This window comes from Desulfoconvexum algidum (assembly GCF_055382125.1).
Window position 1 is genome coordinate 1011577 of the sequence record NZ_AP042394.1, and the last position, 24094, is coordinate 1035670.

The 24094-nt window shown below is 47.9% G+C and carries 20 protein-coding genes; 14 read left to right on the forward strand and 6 right to left on the reverse strand.

The window, feature by feature from the left end; genetic code table 11:
• Window positions 1-137 precede the first annotated feature (137 nt).
• The 4 genes from ACZ45G_RS04640 to ACZ45G_RS04655 all read left to right on the forward strand — a co-directional run bounded on the left by ACZ45G_RS04640 (window position 138) and on the right by ACZ45G_RS04655 (window position 4718).
• A complete protein-coding gene (locus ACZ45G_RS04640) occupies window positions 138-722 on the forward strand; it encodes a TetR/AcrR family transcriptional regulator (protein ID WP_464179871.1) in 585 nt (194 codons plus the stop codon).
• 130 nt (window positions 723-852) lie between these two features.
• Complete coding sequence (locus tag ACZ45G_RS04645; RefSeq protein ID WP_464175507.1) at window positions 853-2916, forward strand: (Fe-S)-binding protein; 2064 nt, start codon at window positions 853-855, stop codon at window positions 2914-2916.
• A gap of 42 nt (window positions 2917-2958) precedes the next feature.
• On the forward strand, window positions 2959-3747 hold the full coding sequence (locus tag ACZ45G_RS04650) for an electron transfer flavoprotein subunit beta/FixA family protein (RefSeq protein WP_464175508.1): 789 nt from the start codon (window positions 2959-2961) through the stop codon (window positions 3745-3747).
• 2 nt (window positions 3748-3749) lie between these two features.
• The gene (locus tag ACZ45G_RS04655) at window positions 3750-4718 is read left to right on the forward strand and encodes an electron transfer flavoprotein subunit alpha/FixB family protein (RefSeq protein ID WP_464175509.1); all 969 of its coding nucleotides are present in this window, start codon (window positions 3750-3752) and stop codon (window positions 4716-4718) included.
• Window positions 4719-4810: 92 nt separating this feature from the next.
• On the opposite strand, the gene thyX is transcribed toward ACZ45G_RS04655, so the two are convergent.
• The 4 genes from thyX to ACZ45G_RS04675 are packed head-to-tail and all read right to left on the reverse strand — an operon-like array spanning window position 4811 to window position 9128.
• Window positions 4811-5467, reverse strand: coding sequence for an FAD-dependent thymidylate synthase (thyX, locus tag ACZ45G_RS04660; protein ID WP_464175510.1), 657 nt, complete (start codon window positions 5465-5467; stop codon window positions 4811-4813).
• On the reverse strand, window positions 5464-6717 hold the full coding sequence (locus tag ACZ45G_RS04665; RefSeq protein WP_464175511.1) for a nickel-dependent lactate racemase family protein: 1254 nt from the start codon (window positions 6715-6717) through the stop codon (window positions 5464-5466). Before ACZ45G_RS04665 ends, thyX begins: the two co-directional genes overlap by 4 nt.
• A gap of 12 nt (window positions 6718-6729) precedes the next feature.
• Window positions 6730-7677 (reverse strand): hydrogenase iron-sulfur subunit, encoded by a 948-nt coding sequence (locus tag ACZ45G_RS04670; RefSeq protein WP_464175512.1) that lies wholly within the window; start codon window positions 7675-7677, stop codon window positions 6730-6732.
• A gap of 17 nt (window positions 7678-7694) precedes the next feature.
• Window positions 7695-9128, reverse strand: a complete 1434-nt coding sequence (locus ACZ45G_RS04675) for an FAD-binding oxidoreductase (protein ID WP_464175513.1) — start codon at window positions 9126-9128, stop codon at window positions 7695-7697.
• 293 nt (window positions 9129-9421) lie between these two features.
• On the opposite strand from ACZ45G_RS04675, the gene ACZ45G_RS04680 reads away from it, so the two are divergent.
• From ACZ45G_RS04680 to ACZ45G_RS04690, 3 genes are all read left to right on the forward strand, one after another.
• Complete coding sequence (locus tag ACZ45G_RS04680; RefSeq protein WP_464175514.1) at window positions 9422-11359, forward strand: ASKHA domain-containing protein; 1938 nt, start codon at window positions 9422-9424, stop codon at window positions 11357-11359.
• Window positions 11356-13002, forward strand: coding sequence for an ASKHA domain-containing protein (locus ACZ45G_RS04685; RefSeq protein ID WP_464175515.1), 1647 nt, complete (start codon window positions 11356-11358; stop codon window positions 13000-13002). The genes ACZ45G_RS04680 and ACZ45G_RS04685 overlap by 4 nt, the downstream gene beginning before the upstream one ends.
• Window positions 13003-13228: 226 nt before the next feature.
• Window positions 13229-14347, forward strand: a complete 1119-nt coding sequence (locus ACZ45G_RS04690) for a Coenzyme F420 hydrogenase/dehydrogenase, beta subunit C-terminal domain (protein WP_464175516.1) — start codon at window positions 13229-13231, stop codon at window positions 14345-14347.
• Between the two features lie 12 nt (window positions 14348-14359).
• Here ACZ45G_RS04690 and ACZ45G_RS04695 read toward each other — a convergent pair whose 3' ends face one another.
• Window positions 14360-15787, reverse strand: coding sequence for a radical SAM protein (locus tag ACZ45G_RS04695; RefSeq protein WP_464175517.1), 1428 nt, complete (start codon window positions 15785-15787; stop codon window positions 14360-14362).
• Between the two features lie 609 nt (window positions 15788-16396).
• Between ACZ45G_RS04695 and ACZ45G_RS04700 the strand changes: the two genes are divergently transcribed.
• On the forward strand, window positions 16397-17809 hold the full coding sequence (locus ACZ45G_RS04700) for a sigma-54-dependent transcriptional regulator (RefSeq protein ID WP_464175518.1): 1413 nt from the start codon (window positions 16397-16399) through the stop codon (window positions 17807-17809).
• A gap of 18 nt (window positions 17810-17827) precedes the next feature.
• Here ACZ45G_RS04700 and ACZ45G_RS04705 read toward each other — a convergent pair whose 3' ends face one another.
• Window positions 17828-18181 carry a YkgJ family cysteine cluster protein gene (locus tag ACZ45G_RS04705; protein WP_464175519.1) on the reverse strand — a complete coding sequence of 118 codons (354 nt, stop codon included), beginning with the start codon at window positions 18179-18181 and terminating at the stop codon, window positions 17828-17830.
• Between the two features lie 313 nt (window positions 18182-18494).
• Between ACZ45G_RS04705 and ACZ45G_RS04710 the strand changes: the two genes are divergently transcribed.
• From ACZ45G_RS04710 to ACZ45G_RS04735, 6 genes are all read left to right on the forward strand, one after another.
• Window positions 18495-19772: a double-cubane-cluster-containing anaerobic reductase gene (locus ACZ45G_RS04710; protein WP_464175520.1), complete on the forward strand. Its 1278-nt coding sequence runs from the start codon at window positions 18495-18497 to the stop codon at window positions 19770-19772.
• Window positions 19773-19953: 181 nt separating this feature from the next.
• Entirely contained in the window at window positions 19954-20727 is a 774-nt protein-coding gene (locus tag ACZ45G_RS04715; RefSeq protein ID WP_464175521.1) for an acyl-CoA dehydratase activase, read from the forward strand.
• A gap of 68 nt (window positions 20728-20795) precedes the next feature.
• Window positions 20796-21653, forward strand: a complete 858-nt coding sequence (locus tag ACZ45G_RS04720; RefSeq protein WP_464175522.1) for a phosphate ABC transporter substrate-binding protein — start codon at window positions 20796-20798, stop codon at window positions 21651-21653.
• Entirely contained in the window at window positions 21653-22504 is an 852-nt protein-coding gene (locus tag ACZ45G_RS04725) for a PstC family ABC transporter permease (protein WP_464175523.1), read from the forward strand. Before ACZ45G_RS04720 ends, ACZ45G_RS04725 begins: the two co-directional genes overlap by 1 nt.
• Window positions 22501-23385 carry a phosphate ABC transporter permease PstA gene (gene pstA / locus ACZ45G_RS04730; protein WP_464175524.1) on the forward strand — a complete coding sequence of 295 codons (885 nt, stop codon included), beginning with the start codon at window positions 22501-22503 and terminating at the stop codon, window positions 23383-23385. Before ACZ45G_RS04725 ends, pstA begins: the two co-directional genes overlap by 4 nt.
• 1 nt (window position 23386) lies before the next feature.
• A complete protein-coding gene (locus tag ACZ45G_RS04735) occupies window positions 23387-24085 on the forward strand; it encodes a phosphate ABC transporter ATP-binding protein (protein ID WP_464175525.1) in 699 nt (232 codons plus the stop codon).
• Window positions 24086-24094: the final 9 nt, after the last annotated feature.

Consider the following 24094-nt stretch of genomic DNA (forward strand, 5'->3'; position numbering starts at 1 on the left):
ATGTAAAAACAAGATATTTATTCTAAGATTTTCTTTTTTTGAGAAAATATTATGGCCTTGACTTTTGATAAAATCTTTAGTTAAATAATGAATTATTATTCATTCGAGCCAGGAGAGGTGGAATCAGCTTGCAAAAATTGCAAAAAAATAAATCTGAAAAATATCATAAGATACTCAACAGTGCTGGAGCCGTGTTTGCAGAATTCGGATTTCATAAGGCCACTATCTCCCAGATAGCAGGGAAAGCAGGGGTTGCTGACGGTACATTGTACCTGTATTTTAAAAATAAAGACGATATTCTGTATCAATTTATCAGTTTTAAAACCCAGGATGTTTTTAAGAAAATGAACGCTGCAGTTGTGGAGGGCCGGAATGCAGAAACCAAACTGAGGAATTTAATCAGGTGCCATTTGCAGGAGTTTCAAAATGATAGAAACATGGCCATTATTTTTCAGTCCGAGGTCCGATACCTCCGGGATATAGAATCCCAGATAAAAGATATCTCAAAAATGTACCTGGATCTTTTGTCAGATATCATTGATCAAGGTCAGGTTGAAGGATCCATGCGTCAGGATCTTTTTGTCGGGCTTGTAAAGCGGTTTATCCTGGGAGCTGTGGAAGGGGTTATCAGTACCTGGGTTTCCGCCGATGGTCGCTATGATTTGGTGGCCATGGCAGATCCCCTTGTGGATCTCTATCTGACCGGTGTCAAAGGGGGATAAATATCATACAGTATATAAATGGTAAAAGTTTAGTGAATTAGGCTTTTTACTTGACGGCAATGGCCATGTTTATTAAAGCTAATGAGTTTAAATTCATTTTTGAAAAGAAAATATTGGGGAGGTAGTGTAGATGTCATCCATCATTGGTCCGGCGAGTTATAAATTGTTCGGGTTTTTCCCGACCGCCATTCTTTCGTTTATTGTGCCGGTTGTTGGTATCGGTTTGTTCGTTTATATCATAGCACGGCGAATTGCGCCTCTTGTAAGGGCTGCTCCGGACAATCGTTTTGATCGGATTGATTTGCGCATCAAAAACCTTCTGGTCATCTGGCTGGGGCAGTTCCGCCATCCTCGATATATGTTGGCAGGTGTTTTGCATATTTTTATTTTTGGAGGCTTTCTGGTTCTGTCCATTCGTTCCACATCCTTGGTGGTCATAGGTCTCGCCGATGGGTTTGTTTTGCCCGGATTCGGCGGATTGTTCGGGTCTGTGTACAATTTTTTAAAAGATTATGCCGCTACCTTTGTATTGGTCGCTTGTATCATCGCTGCCATCCGCAGGGGGATCTATAAACCCAAACGGTATGCAGTTCCGGAAAAATTAGGTAAAGATCATACGGCAGAAGCGGTGTTCGTACTGGGGCTCATTTCGACCCTGATGATATCTGAAAGTCTGTTCGAGGCTTCGGAAGTTGCCTATGCCTTTCAGGCAACCGGTCAAACTCATTTTTTAGCACCCCTTTCCCTGGTTTGGATTTTCAAGGCCATGCTCTCGTCGGTTTCCCTGGAATTTCTTCAGGGAACGCATATTTTCATGTATTATGTCCATGATCTGACCTTTTTCTTTTTTCTCTGCTTTTTGCCCATGGGCAAACATTTCCATGTTATCACCTCTGTTTTTAACGTCTTTTTCATGAGAATTAAAAAAGGAAATATCAAACCGGTTCAGCATGGAATTAAAGACGAAGAGCTGGACAGCCTGGAATCTTTTGGTGTTAAACGACTGGAAGATTTTACCTGGAAGCATATGCTCGATTTTTATACCTGTGCCGATTGCGGCAGGTGTTCGGATCAATGTCCCGCCAATGCCGTGGGAAGGCCTCTTTCCCCAAGGTTTATTTCCATTAAGGCCAGGGATCTGATGTTTAAAAATTATCCCTTATCCGGTGAAATATACAAGAGCAAGCTGTTGGTGGAAGATATTTTCACGCCAGATGAAATCTGGTCCTGCACCACCTGCGGGGCCTGTGAGGAAGAATGTCCCCTGGGAATTGAATACATCGATAAAATAGTGGACCTGCGCCGTGGCATGGTGGATGAGGGCATGGTTCCCCAGTCACTGCAAAAACCATTAAAGGCCCTGGAAAAACGTGGCAATCCCTATGGTAAAATGGAAAAGAAACGGGCAGACTGGGCCAATGAAAAGGAATTTAAAGCCCATCATACCATTAAGGATTTGGGAAAGGATACTGCCGATACCCTGTTTTTTGTAGACAGTATCACCTCCTATGATGACAATATCCAGGAGATTGCCAGAAGAACCTCCATCATTCTTGAGAAGGCAGGGATCGATTTCGGAATCCTGGGCAAGGATGAAAAGGACAGCGGCAATGAGGTGCTTCGGTTTGGCGAGGAAATGCTCTACCAGGACCTGAAAGCACAGAACACAGAGGCTATTTTGGCATCCGGGGTCAAAGAGATCATCACCGCAGATCCCCATGCCTACAACGCCTTGAAAAATGATTATGTAGGCCTCCCCCCTGTTCGGCATATCAGCCAGGTGGTGGCTGAAAAAATAGCCACGGGTGAGTTGATGCTTAAAGACTGTCAGGATCCGGACCAGGTCTATGTCTACCATGATCCTTGTTACCTGGGAAGGCACAACGGGGTCTATGAAGATCCACGGCAGGCCCTTGATGCCATAAACGGATTGACCCGGGTTGAGCTTGAAAAGAGTCGGGACAGGTCTTTTTGCTGCGGTGGCGGCGGTCTCATGCTTTTCTATGAACCGGAAGAAGATACAAGAATGGGTGTTTTGAGAGTGAATATGGCTGCCGAGGCCGGCGCAACTGTTATTGTAACAGCGTGTCCTTTTTGCCTGGTGAATCTCCAGGATGCCATCAAGGTTGCAGGAAAAGAAGGGCAGATAGTAGCGTTGGATTTTACGGAACTCATAGAACAGCATTTGATATAATGCGGCATTTAATATAAAACTATTTTTTTAAAGGAGACGATAATGGAGATTTTGGTATGCGTCAAGCGAGTCCCGGATACTGCCGAGAACGAATTTGAACTCAATGGTGCCGGCAATGATCTTGACCGGGATGATCTGGTCTATTCGGTGAATGAATGGGATAACTATGCGGTTGAAGAAGCCATTCAGATGGTGGATAATGCTGGCGGCAACGTCACCGTTATTACGGTTGGGGATGATGAATCCGAAGAAGTGCTCCGTCGAGAAATGGCCATGGGCGCCAATAATGGGGTTCTGCTTTCCGATGATGCCTTTGAAGGTTCCGATGGACGGGGAATTGCCGCCATTTTAAAGGCAGAAATAGAAAAAGGCAGTTATGATTTGATCCTTACCGGTGCCCAGGCAGATGAAGGGGCAGGACAGGTAGGGGGTATGGTGGCTGCCATGCTGGATTATCCCTATGCCTCCCTGGTCAATAAAATTGATGTAATTGATGACAAAAACATCAAGGTCGGCCGGGAGATCGAAGGCGGCAACCAGGAAATGAATGAAATTGCGCTTCCCTGTGTGCTTTCCATCCAGACCGGTATCAATGAACCCCGTTATGTGGGGATTCGGGGTATCCGAAAAGTGGCCAAGGTGGAAATCCCGGTAAAGGGTGCCGCTGACCTGGGGCTTGATGCCGGCAACGTTGGCGATGCCGGTGCTAAAACACGCCGGGTGGATTATTTTGTACCGGATATGGGAGACGGTGCTGAAATGCTCGAAGGCTCCACAGATGAGATTATTGGAAAATTGATTGAAAAGCTTAAAGCCAACGGAGGACTCTAATCATGACACAGATTTTTGCATATATCCCCTTTACTAACGGCCAGGCAGAAGATGTGGCGTTAGAATTCCCTGCAGCGGCCCAAAAAATTGATGCCGGCGCAACTCTCACAGCGGTTGTCACCGGTGCCGGTAGCGACCTTGATTCCGTTGCCACCGAAATGGCCAAAATTTATGGACAAGTTATCAAGGTGGATAATGAAGCCCTTGCATATCCCAATGCAGAGGTTGTGAGAAAAGCCCTGGTCAACATTATTCCTAATGATGCTGTTTTGCTGGTGGCCCATACTACCTTTGGCATGGACATTGGACCGGGTCTTTCCGTGAAAATGGATGCTGCCTATGCAGCCGATATCATTAATTTTGAAGGGATCGAAGGAACAACCCTTAAAATGATTCGCCAGGAATTGGGCGGCGCTGTCAGTACCCATGTGACGGCTGATATTGCATCAGGCGCTGTCATCACTGTCAGACCGGGTGCCTTTGCGCCAGTTGACGGCGATTCTGCCGGCGGAACCATCACGGATAAATCGGCAGATGCCGGTGACCTTGCCAGCACAAGAAAATTTCTTGAGATAGTTGAGGCAGAAGCCGGGGATGTGGATATTACCAAATCCGATGTGCTGGTTTCCATTGGCCGGGGTATTGAGGATGAAGAGAATATTGAAGTGGCCCAGGAATTGGCAGATGCCATGAAAGCGGTTGTTTCCTGCTCCAGACCCATTGTGGATGCCAAATGGCTTGAAAAATCTCGCCAGGTCGGCACCTCGGGTCAGACGGTTAAACCCAAGGTGTATATGGCAATGGGTATTTCCGGATCGTTTCAGCACATGGGCGGCGTAAAGGGCAATCCCTTTATTGTGGCCGTTAACAAGAACCCCAAAGCCCCTATCTTCCAGGTGGCGGACGTGGGGATTGTAACAGATATCCTTGAGTTCATGCCAGAATTGACCGAGGCAGTTTCAAGTCTATAAGTATACATAAATATAGTTCAAATAAAAAGAGCCCTGCTGAGGATTGCAGGGCTCTTTTTTTATTGTTGAAAAAAGTGGTGGCCCAGTAATTTCTAAAAGATCAGATCATCAAAAACAATGGGGATTTTTCCCTGCACCTCTTTGAGTAAGGGGCGCATGAGTTCGACCATCTGGGGGTGGGAGGCCTTTGCGCACCGCAGGTTGAAGATATGCCGCCATTCCCTGATGTTGGCCTTCATCACAATTTCGGTCTTAAGACTATTGGGAAGTATTTCCCTTGCCTGCTGGGCTTTCCATCCAGCGTGCAACAAGAGTTTATAGTCTTGTTCTGCGCGTTCCATGGCCGCCATCCATAGTTTTTCCCCAGGAATATCGGGGTGAGCGTCGGGGGGAACAGGGGGTTGTTTCGGCCAGGTACCTAAGAGATGGTTGCTGCACCAGACGGGTTTGATAAATTCCATTTGACCGTCATATTTTACATACCGGGTGGATTCCTGGGCAAAACTGCAATGGCGGTGTCGCACCAGTTCATGGGTAACTCCTCGGTTGGTAACCAATTTAACCATGATGTCGCCAAACTCAATCATGGCGTGGTGTCCTTTTCTTACCAACATCTCCACAAAGCGTTCAGCAGAGTCCGGGGTGATTTTATCCTCGGATTTGTAACAGGTCCTTCCTGCTCGTTCCAGCAGTTGAAGACCCTGGTCCGGGAGGCTCAAAATTTCGTGGGTTTGTTCTATTATTTTCATATGGATTTCCTGACCATGGGGACGGTCAGGCCGCCGTCCATTAAAAAGAGGATAGATGCATTTTTCCCTTTTTCTTCCAGGGCCTTGTCAACAGCAGTCTGGAGATCGGAAAAAGGGGTGATAAATAATTTTGAAATCACATCGGGGGCCACATCTGTCACGCCCCACATCTGGGCCCATACTCCTATCTCCGCCATTTTAGCGGCCTTGTGGTAGCCCAGGACATAGCCCTGCTCAATTTTATCCAATGCTTGCCTTGGGGTGTCGCAGGAGCCTAGAAGATCGGCAAAAGCTTTGCCTCCAATACCGTCCCGGCATTTGGCCACCAAAATCATGATCCCGTTTTCTTTCAGGGCCAGTTTGGCATTGTCAATTCCCTTCTGGGCCTGGTACAGGTTGATATCCTGGGGGAATTTCACCACCGAGACCACAATGTCTGCTTTTTCTTTTAAGGGGGCTGCAAATACTTCATTGGCCTTTTCAATGGCGGCATAAAAGGAATCATGGATGTGACCTGTGCAGGTGGCATAGACCTTGTGGTGCTTGTCCAGGACCGTCATGATGGAAAAAATTTCCTGTTTAACGGTTTTTATGGCGTCCATCATGTCTTCATGGACCGGGTTGCCCTTAAGCGACAGGGCGCAGGCTTCCGGGACCAATGCCAGTTTATGGTTCTGTTCAATGGTGTCATATCCGGCAATTCCCGGTAAAAAGGATTTTCTGCCACCGGTGTAGCCGGCAAAATAATGGGGCTCCACCGAAGAGATAATAATAAATTTATCGGCTGCAGCTGCAGCCTTGTTAACGTACATATCTGTCCCGTTGGAGGAGGTGCCCAAAAAGACCTGGTCCTCTTTTTTGTGGGCATCATGGACAATGATACGGTCCTTTATTTGTTCATAATAGGGACCCAAAATTTGTAAATACTCTTCTTCGGTGGGTGCCCTGTGGACCCCGGTGGCAATGATGACGTTATACTGGGTTTTTTTCAGGTCGTTAAAAATAACCTCCAGCACTTTTGGGGTGGGGGTGGGTCGTGTGGCATCATTGACAATCACCAGCACCTGTCGAGCATCCGCTAAAAAATCTTTAAAGTTTTTGCTGTTAATGGGGGCGGCAATGGCATCTATTATTGTTTGTTCTTCATTTTTAATCTCAACATCATTGGCTTCAAGAAAGCTGACCTGAATGTCATCACCGATAACGGCAGACATACTGCCCTCTCGTCCATAGGGTACATCTATCTGCATTCATTCTCTCCTCTATCGTATGGGGCCCAGGGTTGTTATTTTGTCAACAAAGGTGTCTATTTCTGCCTGGAAAAGGGATTTGTCGCCGGCGGGAATTTCCACCAGGTGAACTCTTTCCGGATTAATATTCACCTCTTCAAGGGTTTTTTTAAGATTGGTGATCATTCTTTTTGCACGTACATTGCCGTTGTGATCGCAATCCCCTTCGGGACAACAGGCCACAAGGACTCCCGATGCATTGTTTAGTAAGGGGGCTATGAGAAGTTGTGCCTCCAGTCGTCCGGCGCACATATTCACCAGTATTCTATAGGCCTTGTCCTTTGTTTCCGATTCCGGCAATTGGGATGCCTGGAGATCCGGATAATAGGACCAGTTACAGGCAAAGACAACGGCTCGTGCCGATGGATGGGAGTTTAAAAAACTATTGGCCTCGTGGGTTAGTTCTTCACGACTGGTGCCAAAGGTATTCCCCATTTTGGCTGCTCCTGCCGGGCAGACTTCCACACAGATGCCGCAGGACTGGCATTTGGCAGGATCAACCTCAATACCAGTTTCCTGGATGGAGCGGGCTTCATGGGGGCAAGCGCTCACACACAAAAGGCAGTGGGCACAATTTGGCTGGGTGATGGAGGTGGTGCCGGGCCCCTTGAACCCCATTTCTTGCAGGTCTTTTTTTGCATCGGTAAAAATCTCTGTCAGGGCGACGCCCGAGGAACAGGCCGCCTCACACCGTTTGCAATAAAAACAATTGAATAATTTTTCAGCCGCTGCAGGCGTTGGGGCAACCTCTCCGGATAAAAGGCCGAAGGCTGTGATGATTTTGGCCCGGGGTGCATCGGATTCCCATCCGGTGAATTTAAACATGGGACAATGTTCAAAACAATATCCACATCTGATACAGGCTGCCAGGGTGCTTTCCCATTTTTTTAAGTGGGTGAATTTTTTTTCCATGGGTTTCATTCAAATATCCTCATATATTAGCTGTTCACAGAATATCGCAGGTTGGTGGCCGTTACCCAGTTTTCAGGCGCTTGCATGAGTTTTCCCGGATTGAGTATGTTGTTGGGGTCCAAAGCTCGTTTAATGGTCTGGAGCAGTCCCAAGGAATCTGCCTTTTCAACTTTGAAGGATGCTGCTTTGGAAAGTCCGATGCCGTGTTCCGCACTGGTGGTGCCGTTAACCGATCGTACATATTCATAGATTTCTGTAATGGCTTTTCGGGCAGACTGCCACTGGTCTTCCCGCCTTGTGTCCATTAATATTTTGGTGTGCATGCAGCCGGACCCGCAATGGCCGTAGGCCGTCATGATAATATTATTTTTCTTGGCAACCTCATGGATCTTACCGGCCATTTCCGCCATCTTAGAGTAGGGGACTGCCATGTCATCGGCCAGGGAGGTGGACGAGAGGTTTTCATCATATTTGGACAGGGCGGGAAAAAGTTTTTTCCGGCCCATGAAAATTTTTGCCCTTTCCTTGGGATCATAGCTTGAATGAAGATCTTTGCCATGGTGCTGTGCACAGATTTTTTTCATTTTATTAATTTCATAGTCAACGGCTTCTTTGACCATGCCGTCGGCCTCATACATAAGGGCGGCGGCCACTTCCTTTAATCCCAGATTCATGGTTTTATTGACCGCTTTGATGGCAATGGAATCCATCAGTTCCAGCATGGAAGGGTTGGCCCCCGAGGACATGATGGATCCGATGGCTTCCCCTGCATCCTGGAGGGAATCAAAATTGGCAATTCCCATGCACCTAAATTCCGGGATGGGCACAAAGCTCAAGGTGGCTTCCACCACAACCCCCAGGGTCCCTTCGGACCCGACCATGAGTTTGTGGAGTTGATACCCCGAGGCTTCCACCCGGGTATGGGCGCCCAGGGTTACCAGCTCGCCGTTGGGCATGACCACCTTCATCCCCATGACGGCATCCCGGGTTGCCCCGTACTTTACGGACCGAACCCCGCTGGCGTTATTGGCTATTTCTCCGCCAATGGTCGCAATCCTGGAGGAGGCAGGTGTTGGCGGATAAAAGACCCCATATTGTTTAAGGGCCATGTTGAGATCATCATCCACAACCCCTGGTTCCACCCGGCAGTAGACATCGGGCAAATTGATTTCCAAAATCCTGTTCATTCCCTTCATGTCCAGGATGATGCCGCCATGGATCGGCACGGTCTGGCCACACATGCCGGACCCGCCGCCCCTTGGGGTCACCGGAATACACTCCTGGTTGGCATATTCCATTATTTTTTGAACCTGTAGGGTGGTATCCGGTTTTACAATCACCCATGGCATGGCATGGTGAACAGAGGCATCAGAACCATATACATACAGATCTGACGGATCCGACTTGATGTTTTTCTCCCCGACAATTTCTCTTAATCTGGGTTCGTCAACCGATTTCATTGCAGGTCCCCCTTCTTATAAAATCTGGTTATAAAATCTGATAATAAAATCTGATAAATCATTTTGATTTTTATCTCTCTAATTATTGATAATTTTTTCATAATTCCATAAACCTAAAAAAAATTCAATGCAATTCGTTTTCTCTTTAAGGAATAAAAAACTCATGCCTTGGCAAACCGGTTTCCAGGGGGTATAATTCCAAAATTTCGACCTTTTGGGTTTTGACCAAGAAGGTGCCGCTGGTAGAATGAGTGTACCCTTGTTCAAAGGACCTTACTATAAGAGGATATAATATGACCTATACCATTAAATTTTTACCCCAGAATAGTACCATTGAAGTCAAAGAGAATGAAAACCTTCTTCGGGCGGCCATGGAAGCAGGGGTGCATATCAATGCTTCCTGCGGTGGAACCGGGGTTTGTGGAAAATGCCGGGTGCTGATTGAACAAGGAGAGGTGGAGGGGGGTATTTCAGAGCATCTTTCCCCCGAAGACCGGGATCAGGGATATCGTCTGGCCTGTTTGTCCACGGTTTGTTCAGATCTTGTGGTGAGAGTTCCGGTGGAATCCCAGATGGAGACCAGTCGTCTCAACCAGACGTCCAAGGGCCGGCACACGGCCAAGGCCATTTTCCCCAATTTGGATGAACTCAGGGAAAACGGGCTGTTTATTCCGCCAGTGGAAAAAATTTATCTGGAGCTGGATCCGCCAAGTGAAGGGGATAACCAGGCAGATGTGGCACGGATTATCAACCATTTGCGTCTTAAGCACGATGAGCACCGCCTGACCATGGGGCTTGGGTTGATCCGGAAAGTTCCGGATATTATCCGGCAGGCAAATTTTAAGGTAACCGCCACCATTGTCCGGCCGGTTAGAGAAGACGGGAAAAACAGAATCATCAATATCGAACCCTCGGACACCAGTGACAGAAATTTTGCCATTGCCATGGATATCGGCACCACCACCGTATATGGCCAGGCCCTGGATGTGCACACCGGGGAAGTGTTGGCCCAGCACGGGGAGTTTAACAGCCAGCTTTCCTATGGGGAGGATGTGATTTCCCGGATTGTGTTTGCGGACAAAGGCGACGGGCTTGAGGTGCTTCATCAAAAAGTGGTGGAGACCATTAACAAAGTTATCGAAAAAATTGTTAAAAAAGCCGGTATAGGAATCCATGAGGTTTCCACCATTACCCTGGCCGGTAACTCCACCATGACCCAGCTGCTGTTAAAAATTAATCCTAGCTATATCCGGAAAGAGCCCTATGTGCCGGCCTCGATCATGTATCCCCCTTTTCGTGCCACAAAGATTAATCTTGCTCTTGCCGATCATGCCATTGCACTGGTTTATCCCGGGGTTTCCTCCTATGTGGGCGGGGATATCATTTCGGGCATCATGGCATCGGGCATGTATTTGTCAGATAAACTGACCCTGTATATGGATATTGGAACCAATGCGGAAATCGCCATTGGCCACAAGGATTGGATGGTCTGCACGGCGGCTTCGGCCGGTCCCGCCTTTGAAGGGGGCGGGGTGAAATTTGGCATGCGGGCCATCAAGGGGGCCATTGAGGATTTTTCCATCAATCCTTCCACCTTTGAACCCATGATTATCACCGTGGGCAATGCCAAGGCCAAGGGGATTTGCGGGTCAGGGCTCATAACCCTTGCCGCCAAACTTCTGGAAACCGGGGTGATCGATTCCAGAGGAAAATTTAACCAGACGCTTTCTACCCCTAGGATCCGGAAAACCGATGACATCTGGGAATATGTCCTGGTCTATAAGGAAAATACCCAGATTGACCGGGACATTGCCATCACAGAGCCGGATCTGGACAATTTGATCCGGGCAAAGGGGGCCATGTTTTCGGCTGCTCTGACCCTTTTAGAAGAGATCGGCCTTGGGATCAAGGACATCGAGAGAATTATTCTGGCTGGGGGCTTTGGATCGTTTGTGGATCTTGAGTCTGCCATTACCATTGGCCTTTTACCGGAGCTTGATCCTTCCAAGGTGACCTACCTTGGCAATGGGTCCCTGCTGGGTTGCCGGATTAATTGTCTGACCAACTCCCTTCGCCGGAACGTGGGGGAGGTGGTGAACATGATGACCAATTTTGAGCTGGCATCCACCCCTTCTTATATGGACCATTATATGGGAGCCTTGTTCATGCCCCATACAGAGCTCAATTATTTTCCCAAGGTCAAGGCCCGCCTGGAAGGATTGCGTAAATGAGCCCGGGATTCAAAGAAAGGGACTGCCAGGGGTGTGTCCGGTATATAGAAATTGAAAAACCGGTCCTGGGAAACAATACAGCCGATGCCCAGCGTCTGGAGCAGGCCTTAACCAGAGAATTGGGACGAGAGGGTGGCAACAAAGGGGTAACGGTCCCCTGGCATCTGCTTAAAAATCTTCCCTCCTTTTTGAGGAGGTGGGATTACAAGGCCAGGGCGGTTCTGTTCAAGGACCGCCAGTCCTGGCGCCTGGTGGATCTGGTCCCTCCCCATCTGACGGCGGGTTTGTCTGAATCCGGTTGTCCTTCGGGTCTTGGACCCTGTCTGGCAGAGTCGGGTCCGGTACGACCGTTGCTGGGTGCGGCTATTGACCTTGGCACCACCCGGGTGGTGATTCAGCTGTTGGATCTTGAATCTGGCGAGACCTTGGGGGAAATCGGGTTTGACAATCCCCAGGTGGTGATTGCGCCGGATGTTCTGGCCCGGATTCATCATTCCCATAAGACCGGTGGACTTGAACAACTCCAGAGGCTTTTAATGGATGGGGTGAATGATAATCTGAACAAGTTATGCCGGGCGAAGGGGTGTGCCCTGGACGATATTTACCTGGTTATTGGGGCGGGCAATACGGCCATGACCCATTTGTTTCTGGGTATCGAGGCCTTCGAGATCATCCGCGAACCCTATATCCCCTGTGTGAATATTCCCGATACCCTGAAGGCCATTGAGGTGGGACTGGAGATCAATGACCACGGCCTGCTGTTTCTTTTCCCCAATATCGGGTCCTATTTTGGCGGGGATCTTATTGCCGGGATTTTATTTGCAGATCTGGATAAAAAAGAGGGCACCTGTCTCATGGTGGATGTGGGCACCAATGCCGAAATTGTTGTGGGTAGCCGAGACTGGCTTATGGCCTGTGCAGGCGCTGCTGGACCCGCTCTCGAAGGCGGGGTCAGTAAAATGGGTATGACCGCAGGGCCGGGAGTGATTGACACGGTGATGATTGACCCCCTTAGCCGGAAGGTGGAAATTCACACCATTGACGAGAAACCGCCTGTTGGGATCTGCGGGTCCGGCATGATTGATCTGGCGGCGGCGCTGTTTTTATCGGGTATGATTGACATCAGGGGAAAGTTTTCAAGACAGGCCTGTGGCAACCGGCTCAAAGAAATAGAGGAAATTCTTTCCTTCGTCCTGGTGGACAGGGCCCATTCCGGGACGGGCCAAGACATCTGCTTAAGCCAGGTGGACCTCAACTCATTGACCAGTTCCAAGGCCGCCATGTACACCATCCTGGAGGTGATTGTTAAAAATACGGCCGGTCTTGAATTTGAAGACTTGGAAACCTTTTATGTGGCCGGCACCTTCGGGTCATTTATTAACCCTGACTCAGCCATATCCATTGGCATGCTCCCGGATATTGATCGCTCCCGGTTCAAGGTGCTGGGCAACTCTTCTCTGGGTGGGGCCGCCATGCTGCTCCGGGACCCTTCGGTTTTTGACAGGATTATGGAGATTCGGCAGTCCATCACCTATATTGAGCTTAACGTGAACCAGGAATTCATGAACATGTTTTCCGGGGCTAAGTTTTATCCCCATACGGACCGGTCAAGGTTTCCTTCGGTTTCCCCTGATCTTATATAGGATTGGCCAGGGTTCCAGGGTAACAAAAGCAATTCCTGCAAAGGACAATAGTGTTATGGTTATTATTGATATCTGGTTGTCCTGCTTTTTCCTTTGCAATCCATTGAAATGTATTCTAAAATAATGGATATAAAAAACAGTTTTTATTTTATAATTTGTTTTTGCATTCCAGCGATTTGGTAAAGCCGATATTTGATATGGACACTTAACCGGCATAGGAGGGCGTATGAACAAAACCTTTTTTAATCTGATTCAGGACGTTCAAAAAGAGGGTAGATGTCATCATTGCGGCGGTTGCGTTACATTCTGCTCCGCCATAAATTACGGGGCGCTTGAGTTAGATGACGACGGCAAACCACGGTTTGGTACGATTGAAAAATGTATCGAGTGCGGGCTTTGTTATCCCATCTGCCCGGAAACAAATGAACTTAACCAGGAAATCAGGGAAAACATGGGTTGGGAAGCGCCTTTTGGAAAAATGATCGGCGTCTCTGTTTCCCGGGCCAGGGACGAAAAAATTTGGGAGAAGGGAACCGATGGGGGGAGTGTGACCGCCATTTTGACCCATCTTTTAGATACCGGACGGATTAACGGGGCCATTGTTTCAAAAAATACCGAACAGGGCAGGGTTCCTTTCTTGGCAACCACTTCCCAGGAGCTGGTCGAATCGGCAGGGTCCTGTTTCAACCATTCCCATGGCATGACCCAATTGTCCGAGGCATACACCACCTTTTCTCCTTCCATTAAAGCTCTGGGCAAGCTTCGTGCAGAAATGCCGGGGCGGATTGCTTTTGTGGGAACCCCGTGCCAGATCAATGCAATGCGAAAAATGCAGGCTTTGGGGATTGTTCCATCGGATTCCATCGACTATTGTTTCGGACTTTTTTGTTCTGGGAATTTTTCCTTTGACAGCAAGGCATTTAAGCTGATTGAAGAAAAATATCAATTTGAGTATGCCGATGTTGAGAAAATAAATATCAAGGAAACCTTTATTTTCAGCTTGGCATCTGGCCGTCAGATTGAGGTTCCCCTTGATGATCTTAGGGATTTGAAACGGGGTGCCTGTGAATTTTGCAGGGACTTTTCCGCTGAATATGCAGATATCTCCTTTGGCGGCCTGGGTGCGGAGCAGGGCTGGACAACGGCTATTACCCGGACTCCCACAGGAAAAGCCGTCATGGCCCTTGCCATGGAAAAGGTGTTGACTCCCTGGCAGCATCGGGAAGATATAAAGGCCATCACCCATGCGGAAAACAAGGTGATATCGGCCTGCAAAGAAAAAGAGCAGCGGGCAAAACAGCATGCCCGTACCAATGAAATCGGGGATGTCCGATTTGCCCTATAAAAAAGGCTGCTATTAAAAATATTTTCCAAGGCCCTGGCGAAAGGTTTCAAATGCCAGGGCCCCCTCCATCAGATCCGGAGGACTATTTTCAGGGATTTCCCGGGGGTGCTTAATGTCTTGCTGGATAAACCTCTGGCCAAACTGGGGGATTTGATTCCCTTCAAACCAAAGGCCCGGTTGCACGGTCTGTCTTTCGACCACCACCTTTTTTTTCTTGTTTAAGATCACTTCCTTGAAGGGATTTTGAAAGGAGACAGATGATTTTAAAGCGGTATTGCTGTAGCTGACCTTGAGGCGGGCATCGGTAAAATCAATCAGGGGCCACAGGTCAGCCGTGAAAAAAAGTTGATCACAGGCTTTGGATAGCTGCCATGAAGAGGGATCAATATTCCGGGAGATAAGGTGTCGGTTGAGAGACCCAATGGATTCTTTGCTGCCATTGACACTCATGGTTCGGATATGGCCGGTGGGGGTGACGTCTTCATGGGCAGCTTTTATCTCCAGGGCATTTCTTGTGCCGCCGCCTGCTCGTTGAAACTGGTTGCGAAAGGTGAAGGAACAATAATTGATGGGCAGACAGATCTTTTGTTCCAGGGAATAGCGGATCAGCTCCAATGCAGTTAACTCGGTTTCCAGAACCGTGACCCCGGGGCCGTGTAAAAAGGTATATCCTCGTTTGGCCAGCCGCTCCCTGTTAAATGCGGTGCACCTGATCTGGTGGAGATTCAAATGATTGACTCCCAACCCATGGAGTTTTTTTATGACCTGTTTTGTCAGTTCAATGTCTTCGGGGATGGCTGGGATCTCCACGGTTACCCTGGGAATGATTCCTATGGCCTTTTTCAGACCCTCCAGGTGGTAATGATTGGCGCTGATGTCAAAGCGGATTTCATCAAGACCGCTATCTCTTAATGCCTTTAATTTGTCTTCGGTGACCAGAAGGCCATTGGTATACATCCATATATAGAGGGGATGGGAAACCTTGGATCTAAGGGTCTTTAAAAAAAGCAGGACCCGTTCAAAGGTCAGAAATGGCTCTCCACCGCTGAAACTGACCCCTTTTATATTAAAATGCCGGACATAATCGGCATAATCCCGGGGGTTGCTAAATTCCAGGGTGCTGGTCATTGGCTGTCCTTTCTCTTTCTGGGCGGAAGGGCAGTAAAAACAGCGGGCATTGCAGATACCATTGATAAAAAGGCAGGACCAGTCACCACGGCCGCACAGGGAACACCCCGGGGAAAGCTCATGGGTAAAAAGTTTTGTCCCGGAGAACTGCCACCCAGGTCCAACGGCATGGGTCTCAATTTCTTTGAGAAGGGATTGCCTTAAACGGGATGCCGTGTCAGCTGTTGCAGGGGTGAGCCAGTTCATTGCATCATAGGAATCTGAATACACTCGCCGGGTTTGGCGGATAAGTTCCGAAATATCAATTGTCATTGTGAGCGCCTGCCTCTATGGTAAATAAAGCCCCAAAATATTGCAGGATGGATGCCAAAAGAGGTGTGTAAAATCAGGTAGATCAGAACCCTCTGAATTAATAATAGATTCATGACGGTTGTATGCTCAGATATTGGCGGCTGGATTTTAGTGATGGGTGAAAAACAAGACATCGTAATTCCTAAAAAAATAAATATAGGAATCCTTATGTCTTGGTTTTTGTCCGGTATCCTGGCTGACAAAGTTTTAAATTTGTGATATATATGTAATCAAGATCAGGCTGACCTCTGTCGGTTTTAGATCTATGATGCATTAAATTAAGGAGACGCAAATGTCAAAGGGACAAGATTCTAAAAAAGCGACCAAAAAGAAACCGGAAAAAAGTATGAAGGAAAAGAAAAAAGAGAAACAGGAGAAAAAGAAGGTAAAAGCAGGACTTCTCGAATAAAAAAAATAGCGGTGATCCACCACGCTCTCTCGACACCATCCATGGGTAGAGAGGGCGTTTATTTGGTAGCTTCGGGTCTGTGTTGATACCCGGTTTATGGTTGGCGATTCGTTCTTATGATGTCAAAGAATCCAAATAAATGCGTTTTTTAAAAAGGTGATATGAAAGATATTCTGGTTCTATCCACCCGGAAAAAGGATTTTTACCTGGTTTCACAGGTGCTTTCAAATTCCTATACGGTGAAGTATGCACCTGATTTTGAAACGGCCAGGGCGTTGCACATCCTTTCCCCTTTTGACATGATTATATCAGACATCATGCTTCTGGAACAGAATTTAAACGACAGGATTTCTATTATTCCGGACAATTCGTTTATGCGAATAAACCCTTTTGTTCAGCTGGTTGTCCTCTGTGGCCGCAAGGCGGTTCAAAGGGCTGTAAAGATCGTAAAAGAAGGGGCCTTTGGATACCTTACCTATCCCATTGAAGAAAAAGAAATCCAGCTGTTGGTGGAGTCGGCGGGAAAAACCCTGATCAGGGATTTGGAACTGGATTATTTACGGGATCATTTTTGGAAAACAGAATGGCTTGAAATTATTCGATCTAAAAATCCCAGGATGAAAAAAATTTATGAAAGCATCCGGTCTGTATCCCCCACCATTGCAACTGTGTTGCTTCTCGGGGATACCGGTACCGGCAAGGGCATGTTGGCAAGGCTTGTCCACTGGCACAGCCAGCGGTGTGAACAGCCGTTTATTGCGGTTCATTGCGGCGCAATTCCTGACACATTGATTGAAAGTGAACTATTCGGGCATGAAAAAGGGGCCTTCACCGGTGCCAATAAAAGGAAGCCCGGAAAGTTTGAAATGGCCAGGGGGGGCACTATCTTTTTAGATGAAATCGGAACCATTACCGCCTCTGCCCAGATTAAGCTTCTCCAGGTACTCCAGGACGGCACTTTCAGCCGGGTTGGCGGAGAATCCATTTTGAGAGCAGATGTTCGGATTATTACCGCCACCAATGCCGACCTGGGGAAATTGGTTGACGAGGGCAAATTTCGCAAAGATCTCTTCTACCGGTTCAACATTTTTCCCATTGAAATTCCGCGTCTCAGAGATCGACTGGAAGATTTACCGACCTTGACAGACATGTTTTTAAATAACTTGAATGCCAAATATGGAAAAAAAATTCACATCCTCCATCCTTCCGTCATTGCGGGCTTTGCGCGATACGAGTGGCCGGGCAATATCCGTGAACTTGAAAACATCCTTGAAAGGGCATACATCCTTGAAAGTTCTTTTGAACTGACCCCCCCCAATTTCCCCCCTGAAATAGTGCTGGACCCGGAAATAAAAGCCCTGCCAGTCAGCAGGACTTTTCCGCTGTCCCAGGCAAGGCAGATTGCGGTTGATGCGTTTGAGCTAGTCTACCTCACCACAATTTTAGAACAGACCCAGGGAAAAATAAATCTTTCTGCCCGGAAAGCAGGCATTACAACCCGGCAGTTAAGCCGGCTTCTCACCAAGCATGGATTGAACAAAAAAAACTTTAAAAAAAATAAAAAAGAGTTTTGATAGCTGTGGGGGAGTGCCTCAATACCGGGAAAAGGCTTGGAGGCCAAAAATTATTCTTGCCCTGTCGCACAGGCGGTTTCCAATATTATTTTCCCAGGACATGTTGAAGTTTCGACAGGTGGAGGGCCGATTTTCATAGATCCTGCATCTGACATGAAAGCCCACGTCTCCTTCCAGGGCAATACATCGCGGGCTTGTTGTTTGTGTTCCTTTCATGCACCTGTGGGTCTTGTCTGAAAACAAGGTCATGTCAACGGGGACCAGGCCACCTGGGAAATCATTGGTTTCGGCAGTGGGGAAGGAAACCCGAAAAAATGCACAACAGGCACCACATGACTCACAGGGGCTTTTCTTTATGGGGTTCCCTTGCATAATGGGTCTCCTCAATAAAAACGGGGCAATTCAAATGGATATTTCGTATTTATATATTTCGCGGTTATACCTTTCGCATTAACTATGCCACATAATATAAACATTCGAATTTATAGGTGATTATTGTTTTCGTTATGGCTTTTAAGGGGACTATCACTAAAATAGGAACTATGATGTCCTATAAAATATTTGTATAGTTTTTTTCAATCCCAATCCCTGTTGTTTACTCAAATTTTGAATTTGATTCTCCTGGCCATTCCGATTAGGGATAGGCTGGTTTGTGATTTTAGGATAAAAAAAAGGAGCACTTGAAATGAGTAATGAATATGAATCCATGTGGAAGGGGTTGGGACTGAACCTTGCATCCCATGACGCCCTGTTGGAGGTCCTGGGAAAAGGGTATACCGATATTTATCTCGCCCAGAAGGATCGGCCCGAAGGGATGGGATATTTTGATTTTGTGATGAGCGAGGTTCACGGCTTGAGAATCAAGGAGCTGGTGGATGAAAAAGAACAGGGCCGGAAAATAATCGGTTCCTATTGCGTTTTTGTCCCCGAAGAAATTGCCCTGGCCGCCAATGCCACCCTGGTGGGCCTGTGTTCCGGTGCGGATTTCGCCCTTGAAGAGGTTGAAAGGTATTTGCCCAGAAACACCTGTGCCCTGATTAAGTCTGCCTTTGGATTCAAGTTGGGTCAGGTCTGCCCCTACCTTGAGGCGGCGGACATGGTTGTGGGAGAAAATACCTGTGACGGCAAGAAAAAAGCCTATGAGTCCCTGGGAACCTTGATGGACAACCTTTATGTCATGGATTTGCCCCAAATGAAATCGGACCTGGGCCGTGACCTTCTCAGATCCGAATACGACCGGTTTAAAACGGCTGTGGAAGAATTGACCGGGGTTGTCATTACCCATGAGTCCCTGACACAAGCCATCAAGATTGTCAATGCCAAACGGTCGGCTCTCCACCGGCTGGCGAAACTTCGTTCGGCAGATCCTATTGTCATTTCCGGACTGGATGGGCTGTTGGCAAACCAGGTTTCCTTTTACGATAACCCGAAACGGTTTACCGAGTCGGTCCATAAAATGTGTGATGAACTGGAAAAAAGAATCCAGGCAAATCAGGGAATTTTCCCGGTCAAGACCCCCCGGATCCTGATCTCCGGTTGTCCCATGGCCGTACCCAATTGGAAATTACCCTGGATCATTGAAACTTCCGGGGCCGTGATCGTGGGGGAGGAATCCTGTGTGGGAGAGCGGGGCGCCCGAAATCTTACCCAAGATACGGGCACTACCATTGATGAACTGATGGATGCCATTACCGACAGGTATTTTGATGTGGATTGTGCCATTTTTACCCCCAATCAGGAGCGGCTGGATCATATCCAAGAGATGGTAAAGGCCTATAAGGCAGACGGGGTCATCCATTACGGCCTTCAGTTCTGTCAGCCGTACACAATGGAGGCCATTCCCGTTGAAAATGCCCTGGAAAAAAAGGATATTCCCTGTCTGCGTATCGAAACCGATTACGGAATGGAGGATGTGGGGCAATTGAAAACCCGGATAGAGGCCTTTGTGGAGCAACTTAAATAGGGGCGGTTTGTCTCGTTTGTATAGTTTTTCTCTATAAAGTTACCGTTTCCAAGAGGTATTAACGATTTGATTACCCCCTGAATTTTTATTAATGATGGGGGATTTTGTGCGTGGGCATATTAAAATCAAGAAATTAAGAAAACTTGAGGTTGATTTTTAATGTCAAACCTAAGGATACACAATGAAATTATATGCAGGAATTGATATCGGCTCCAGGAGCATTGAGCTGGTGGTGGTGGATGAACAGGGGACGCTCATGGACTTTTTCCAGGCCGATACCGGGTTTGATCCCATCTCCGAAGCAAACCGGATTCTTAGGGGGGTGGCCTATGACCAGATCATGGCCACGGGATATGGGCGGGGACTTTTTGAAACCGCCTTTGATGATGCCCAGACGGTTACGGAAATCAAGGCCCATGCAAGGGGGGTTGTTTGCTTTTTTCCCGAGGCAACCACCATTTTAGATATCGGTGGTCAGGATTCCAAGGCCATTGCTCTCAATGACCGGGGCCGGGTTAAAAAATTTGAGATGAATGACCGCTGTGCCGCAGGAACCGGGAAGTTTCTGGAAATTATGGCTAAGAATCTGGGGTTTTCCATGGAAGAATTTGGATTGGCCGCTCTTGCCGCCCAAAATGATTTGAGTATCAACAGCATGTGTACGGTTTTTGCCGAATCCGAGGTCACCACCCTGATCGCCAGGGGGGCCGACCGTAAAGAAATTGCCAGGGGACTGCATTTAAGTGTGGTCAAGCGGGCCGGCGGCATGATCAACCGGGTTTCGTCCCAGGGGCCCATTGTTTTTTCCGGCGGGGTGGCAAACAATCCCTGCATACAAGAGTTGATATCTCAAAAACTTGGCAGACAGGTGCTGGTTCCAGAAACACCCCAGATGATGGGGGCATTGGGGGCTGCCTTGATTCTGGCGGAAAAAGCATCTGAACGAGTGGTTTAAAAAGGATAGGCAGGTGTTGAAATTTTATGGCAAATTGATTAAACAACCCTTAAAAAAAGGTGAACAAAATGAAAGTTAATAAATTAAAGAATAAATTAAAGAATAAATTGGTGTGGGGCGGCATACTTGTTCTGTGCATGGCCGGATTCACCGGCCTTTGTGCGGCTGGCGAACTGGATGTGTTTGCCGGGGAAAACCAGGTGTTACGGATTTCTGGCGGAACCGCCCACATCCCTGTGATGAAAGCTGCGGCAAAAAAAATAATGACCTTTAATCCCAAAATTCAGATCACCATTGCAGGCGGGGGGTCCGGGGCCGGCATCAAACAGGTGGGAGAGGGGTTGGTGGATATTGGAAACTCGGGCAGACAGGCCACTGAAGGTGAAGTCAATAAATACGGATTGAAACTGTACAAATGGGCCATTGACGGGGTGGCCGCTGTTACCAATCCTAAAAACCAGGTTAAAGCACTTTCCACCCAGCAGCTCCAGGACATATTCTCCGGGAAAATAGTTTCCTGGAAAGAGGTGGGCGGGGAAGATAAAGCCATTAATGTTTATACCCGGGATACGGCAAGCGGAACCCGTTCCGTGTTCTGGAAAAAGGCATTGAAAAAGTCTGAGATCACAGCCAAAGCCAATGTGGTTGTTTCCAATGGTGCCATGAAAACTGCCGTGAACAATGATCCCTACAGCATTGGATATGTGTCTGTGGGGTTTATTGATGCAGGGGTTGCCCCCCTTGCCCTGGATGGGATTTCCCCCACCATGGACGCGGTTAAGTCAGGTCAATACAAGGTTGCAAGGGGCCTTTTTTCCAACACAAAGGGAGAGGCCAAAGGCCTTGCCAAAAAATTTATTGACTATCTCCTGGGGCCCGACGGCCAAGCCCTGGCAGCAGCCAAAGGATTTATTTCTGTGAACTGATGGTGCGAGAACGATTTCCAAAATTTGTTTTTCTGGGCGCCTCCCTCTTAAGCGTCGGTATTACCCTGGCCATATTGGGATTTATGGTGCTCCTGGCCTATCCTTTGTTTGCCCGGGGGATGTTCTGGAAGATGCTTATCCAGCCCTGGTCTCCGGACCAGGGCCTGTTCGGTCTGGGGCCCATGATTGTCGGAACCCTGGCCATCTCCTCCCTGGCGGTTTGCATCAGCTTTCCCATCAGTTGCGGGGTTGCTTGTTTTGCAGGGATCGTACACCCACGGGGAAAGGGGCGTACCCTTCGGCAGATGGTTGAGGCGATGACGGCAATTCCCACGGTAATTTACGGGTTTGTGGGTATTTTTTTGCTGGTTCCCCTGGTGAGGTCGCTTTTTGCCGAAGGGTCAGGGATGTGCATCCTTTCCGCAGGGATCATGCTGGGCATTTTAATTTCCCCCACCATGATTCTTTTTTTTATCCAAAGTTTTACCCTGGTCCCCCAACCTTATTTAAATGCCGCAGATGCCCTGGGGGCCAACACCGTTCAGAAATTTTTTTATATCGTGCTGCCCTATGCCTGGAGATCAATGGCCACAGGCCTCATTCTTTCCTTTGGCCGGGCCATGGGCGATACCCTGATTGCCTTGATGATCAGCGGGAATGCGGTCGGGTTTCCAGGGTCCCTCCTGGATTCGGCCCGAACCCTCACCGCCCATATCGGCCTGATCATTGCTGCTGACTTTGACAGTATTGAATTTAAGACCCTGTTTGTCTGCGGTATTTGTCTCTATGCCATGACTGGAATCATGGTGATACTGGTCCGGTTTCTGGCCGGGAAGGGCAGGGTGAAATGAAATCATCGTTTTGGGATAAAGCGTTTCACCTGTTTGCCTGGGGGTGCAGTCTGGCCCTGGTGGCCGCTGTTTTAATTATCCTGGGTTTTTTAGTCGTCAAAGGATACCACACCCTTGTCCCCTCCCTTATTTTCGGGGACACCCCCTTTTGGGAGGCCCTGCTTTTAAGGCGCCAGGTGTTTGACGGCCTTTTTCCGGCCATGATAGGCACCCTGTGTTTGATCGTGCTGGCAATTGTATTTGCCATTCCCCTGGGCCTTTTTACCGGTATTTTCCTGGCTGAATACGCTTCGCCTAAGGTGAAATGGTTTTTTTCCCTGGTCTTTGATATCCTGGCCGGTATTCCCTCCATTGTGGTGGGTCTTTTTGGATTCAGCATCACCCTGTTTTTGCACCATTATTTTTTTGACAGGCTTTATCCCTGTCTGCTGATATCTGCGCTTTCCCTGGCGTTTCTGGTGCTTCCCTATATGATTAGAACCACACAGATGGCCCTGGAAAATCTGCCTATGGATGTGAGGATGACCGCTCCTTGCCTGGGGGCGACCAAGTTTCAAAATATTTTTTATGTGCTGTTGCCCGCCTCTTTATCGATAATCGTCAGCGGGATTATCCTGTCCATCGGCAGATGCGCCGAAGACACGGCCGTTATAATGCTGACCGGTGCCGTGGCCACCGCCGGAATTCCCAGGTCTGTGTTCTCAAGTTTTGAAGCATTGCCCTTTTATATTTACTATATTTCCTCCCAGTATGCGGATCATTCAGAGCTGATGAAAGGATATGGGGCTTGCCTTGTATTGATCTTTATTTGTATGATTTTGTTTGTTCTTGCCCATTGGATAAAACAACGGTTGGCTCAAAAAATATTGTACAGGTCCTGATATGCAGACAAAAATAAAAATTAAAAATCTTGGATTTTATTATAACGCCCACCCGGTGCTGAAAAATATTTCCATGGAGATTGTAAAAAACACCATCACCGCTGTTACCGGGCCCTCGGGTCAGGGCAAATCCACCCTTTTGTTCACCTTGAATAGGCTTTGGGAAACCATGGAAGGGGCAAGGGTGACCGGCCAGATTGAAATCTTGTTTGGCGAAAAATTTCAAAATATTTATGATCCCGGATTCAGCGTGTCAACCTTGCGGCGCCGGGTGGGCATGGTTTTCCAGATGCCGAACCCTTTGCCCATGAGCATTTATAAAAATGTTGTGTTTCCTTTAAAGCTCAAAGGAGAAGACAAACAAGCAGATACCCCCTTTCGGGTGGAGACGGCATTAAAACGCTGTTTTTTATGGGAGGAGGTAAAGGATCGGTTGAATGAAGATGCCAGAACATTGTCCGGTGGTCAACAGCAGCGGTTGTGTATTGCCAGGGCCTTGATCCTGAACCCCCAGGTGCTGCTGCTGGACGAACCCACCTCCTCTCTGGACGACAACGCCTGCCAGATGATCGAAGAACTCCTTGTTGAAGTGAAAAAAGAGTGTACAATTCTTTTGGTTTCCCATTACCTGGACCAGGTGAAACGGATTGCCGACACAGGGATGCGTCTGTCCCAGGGACAGATGATACAAGAATGGTAACTTTCCGAT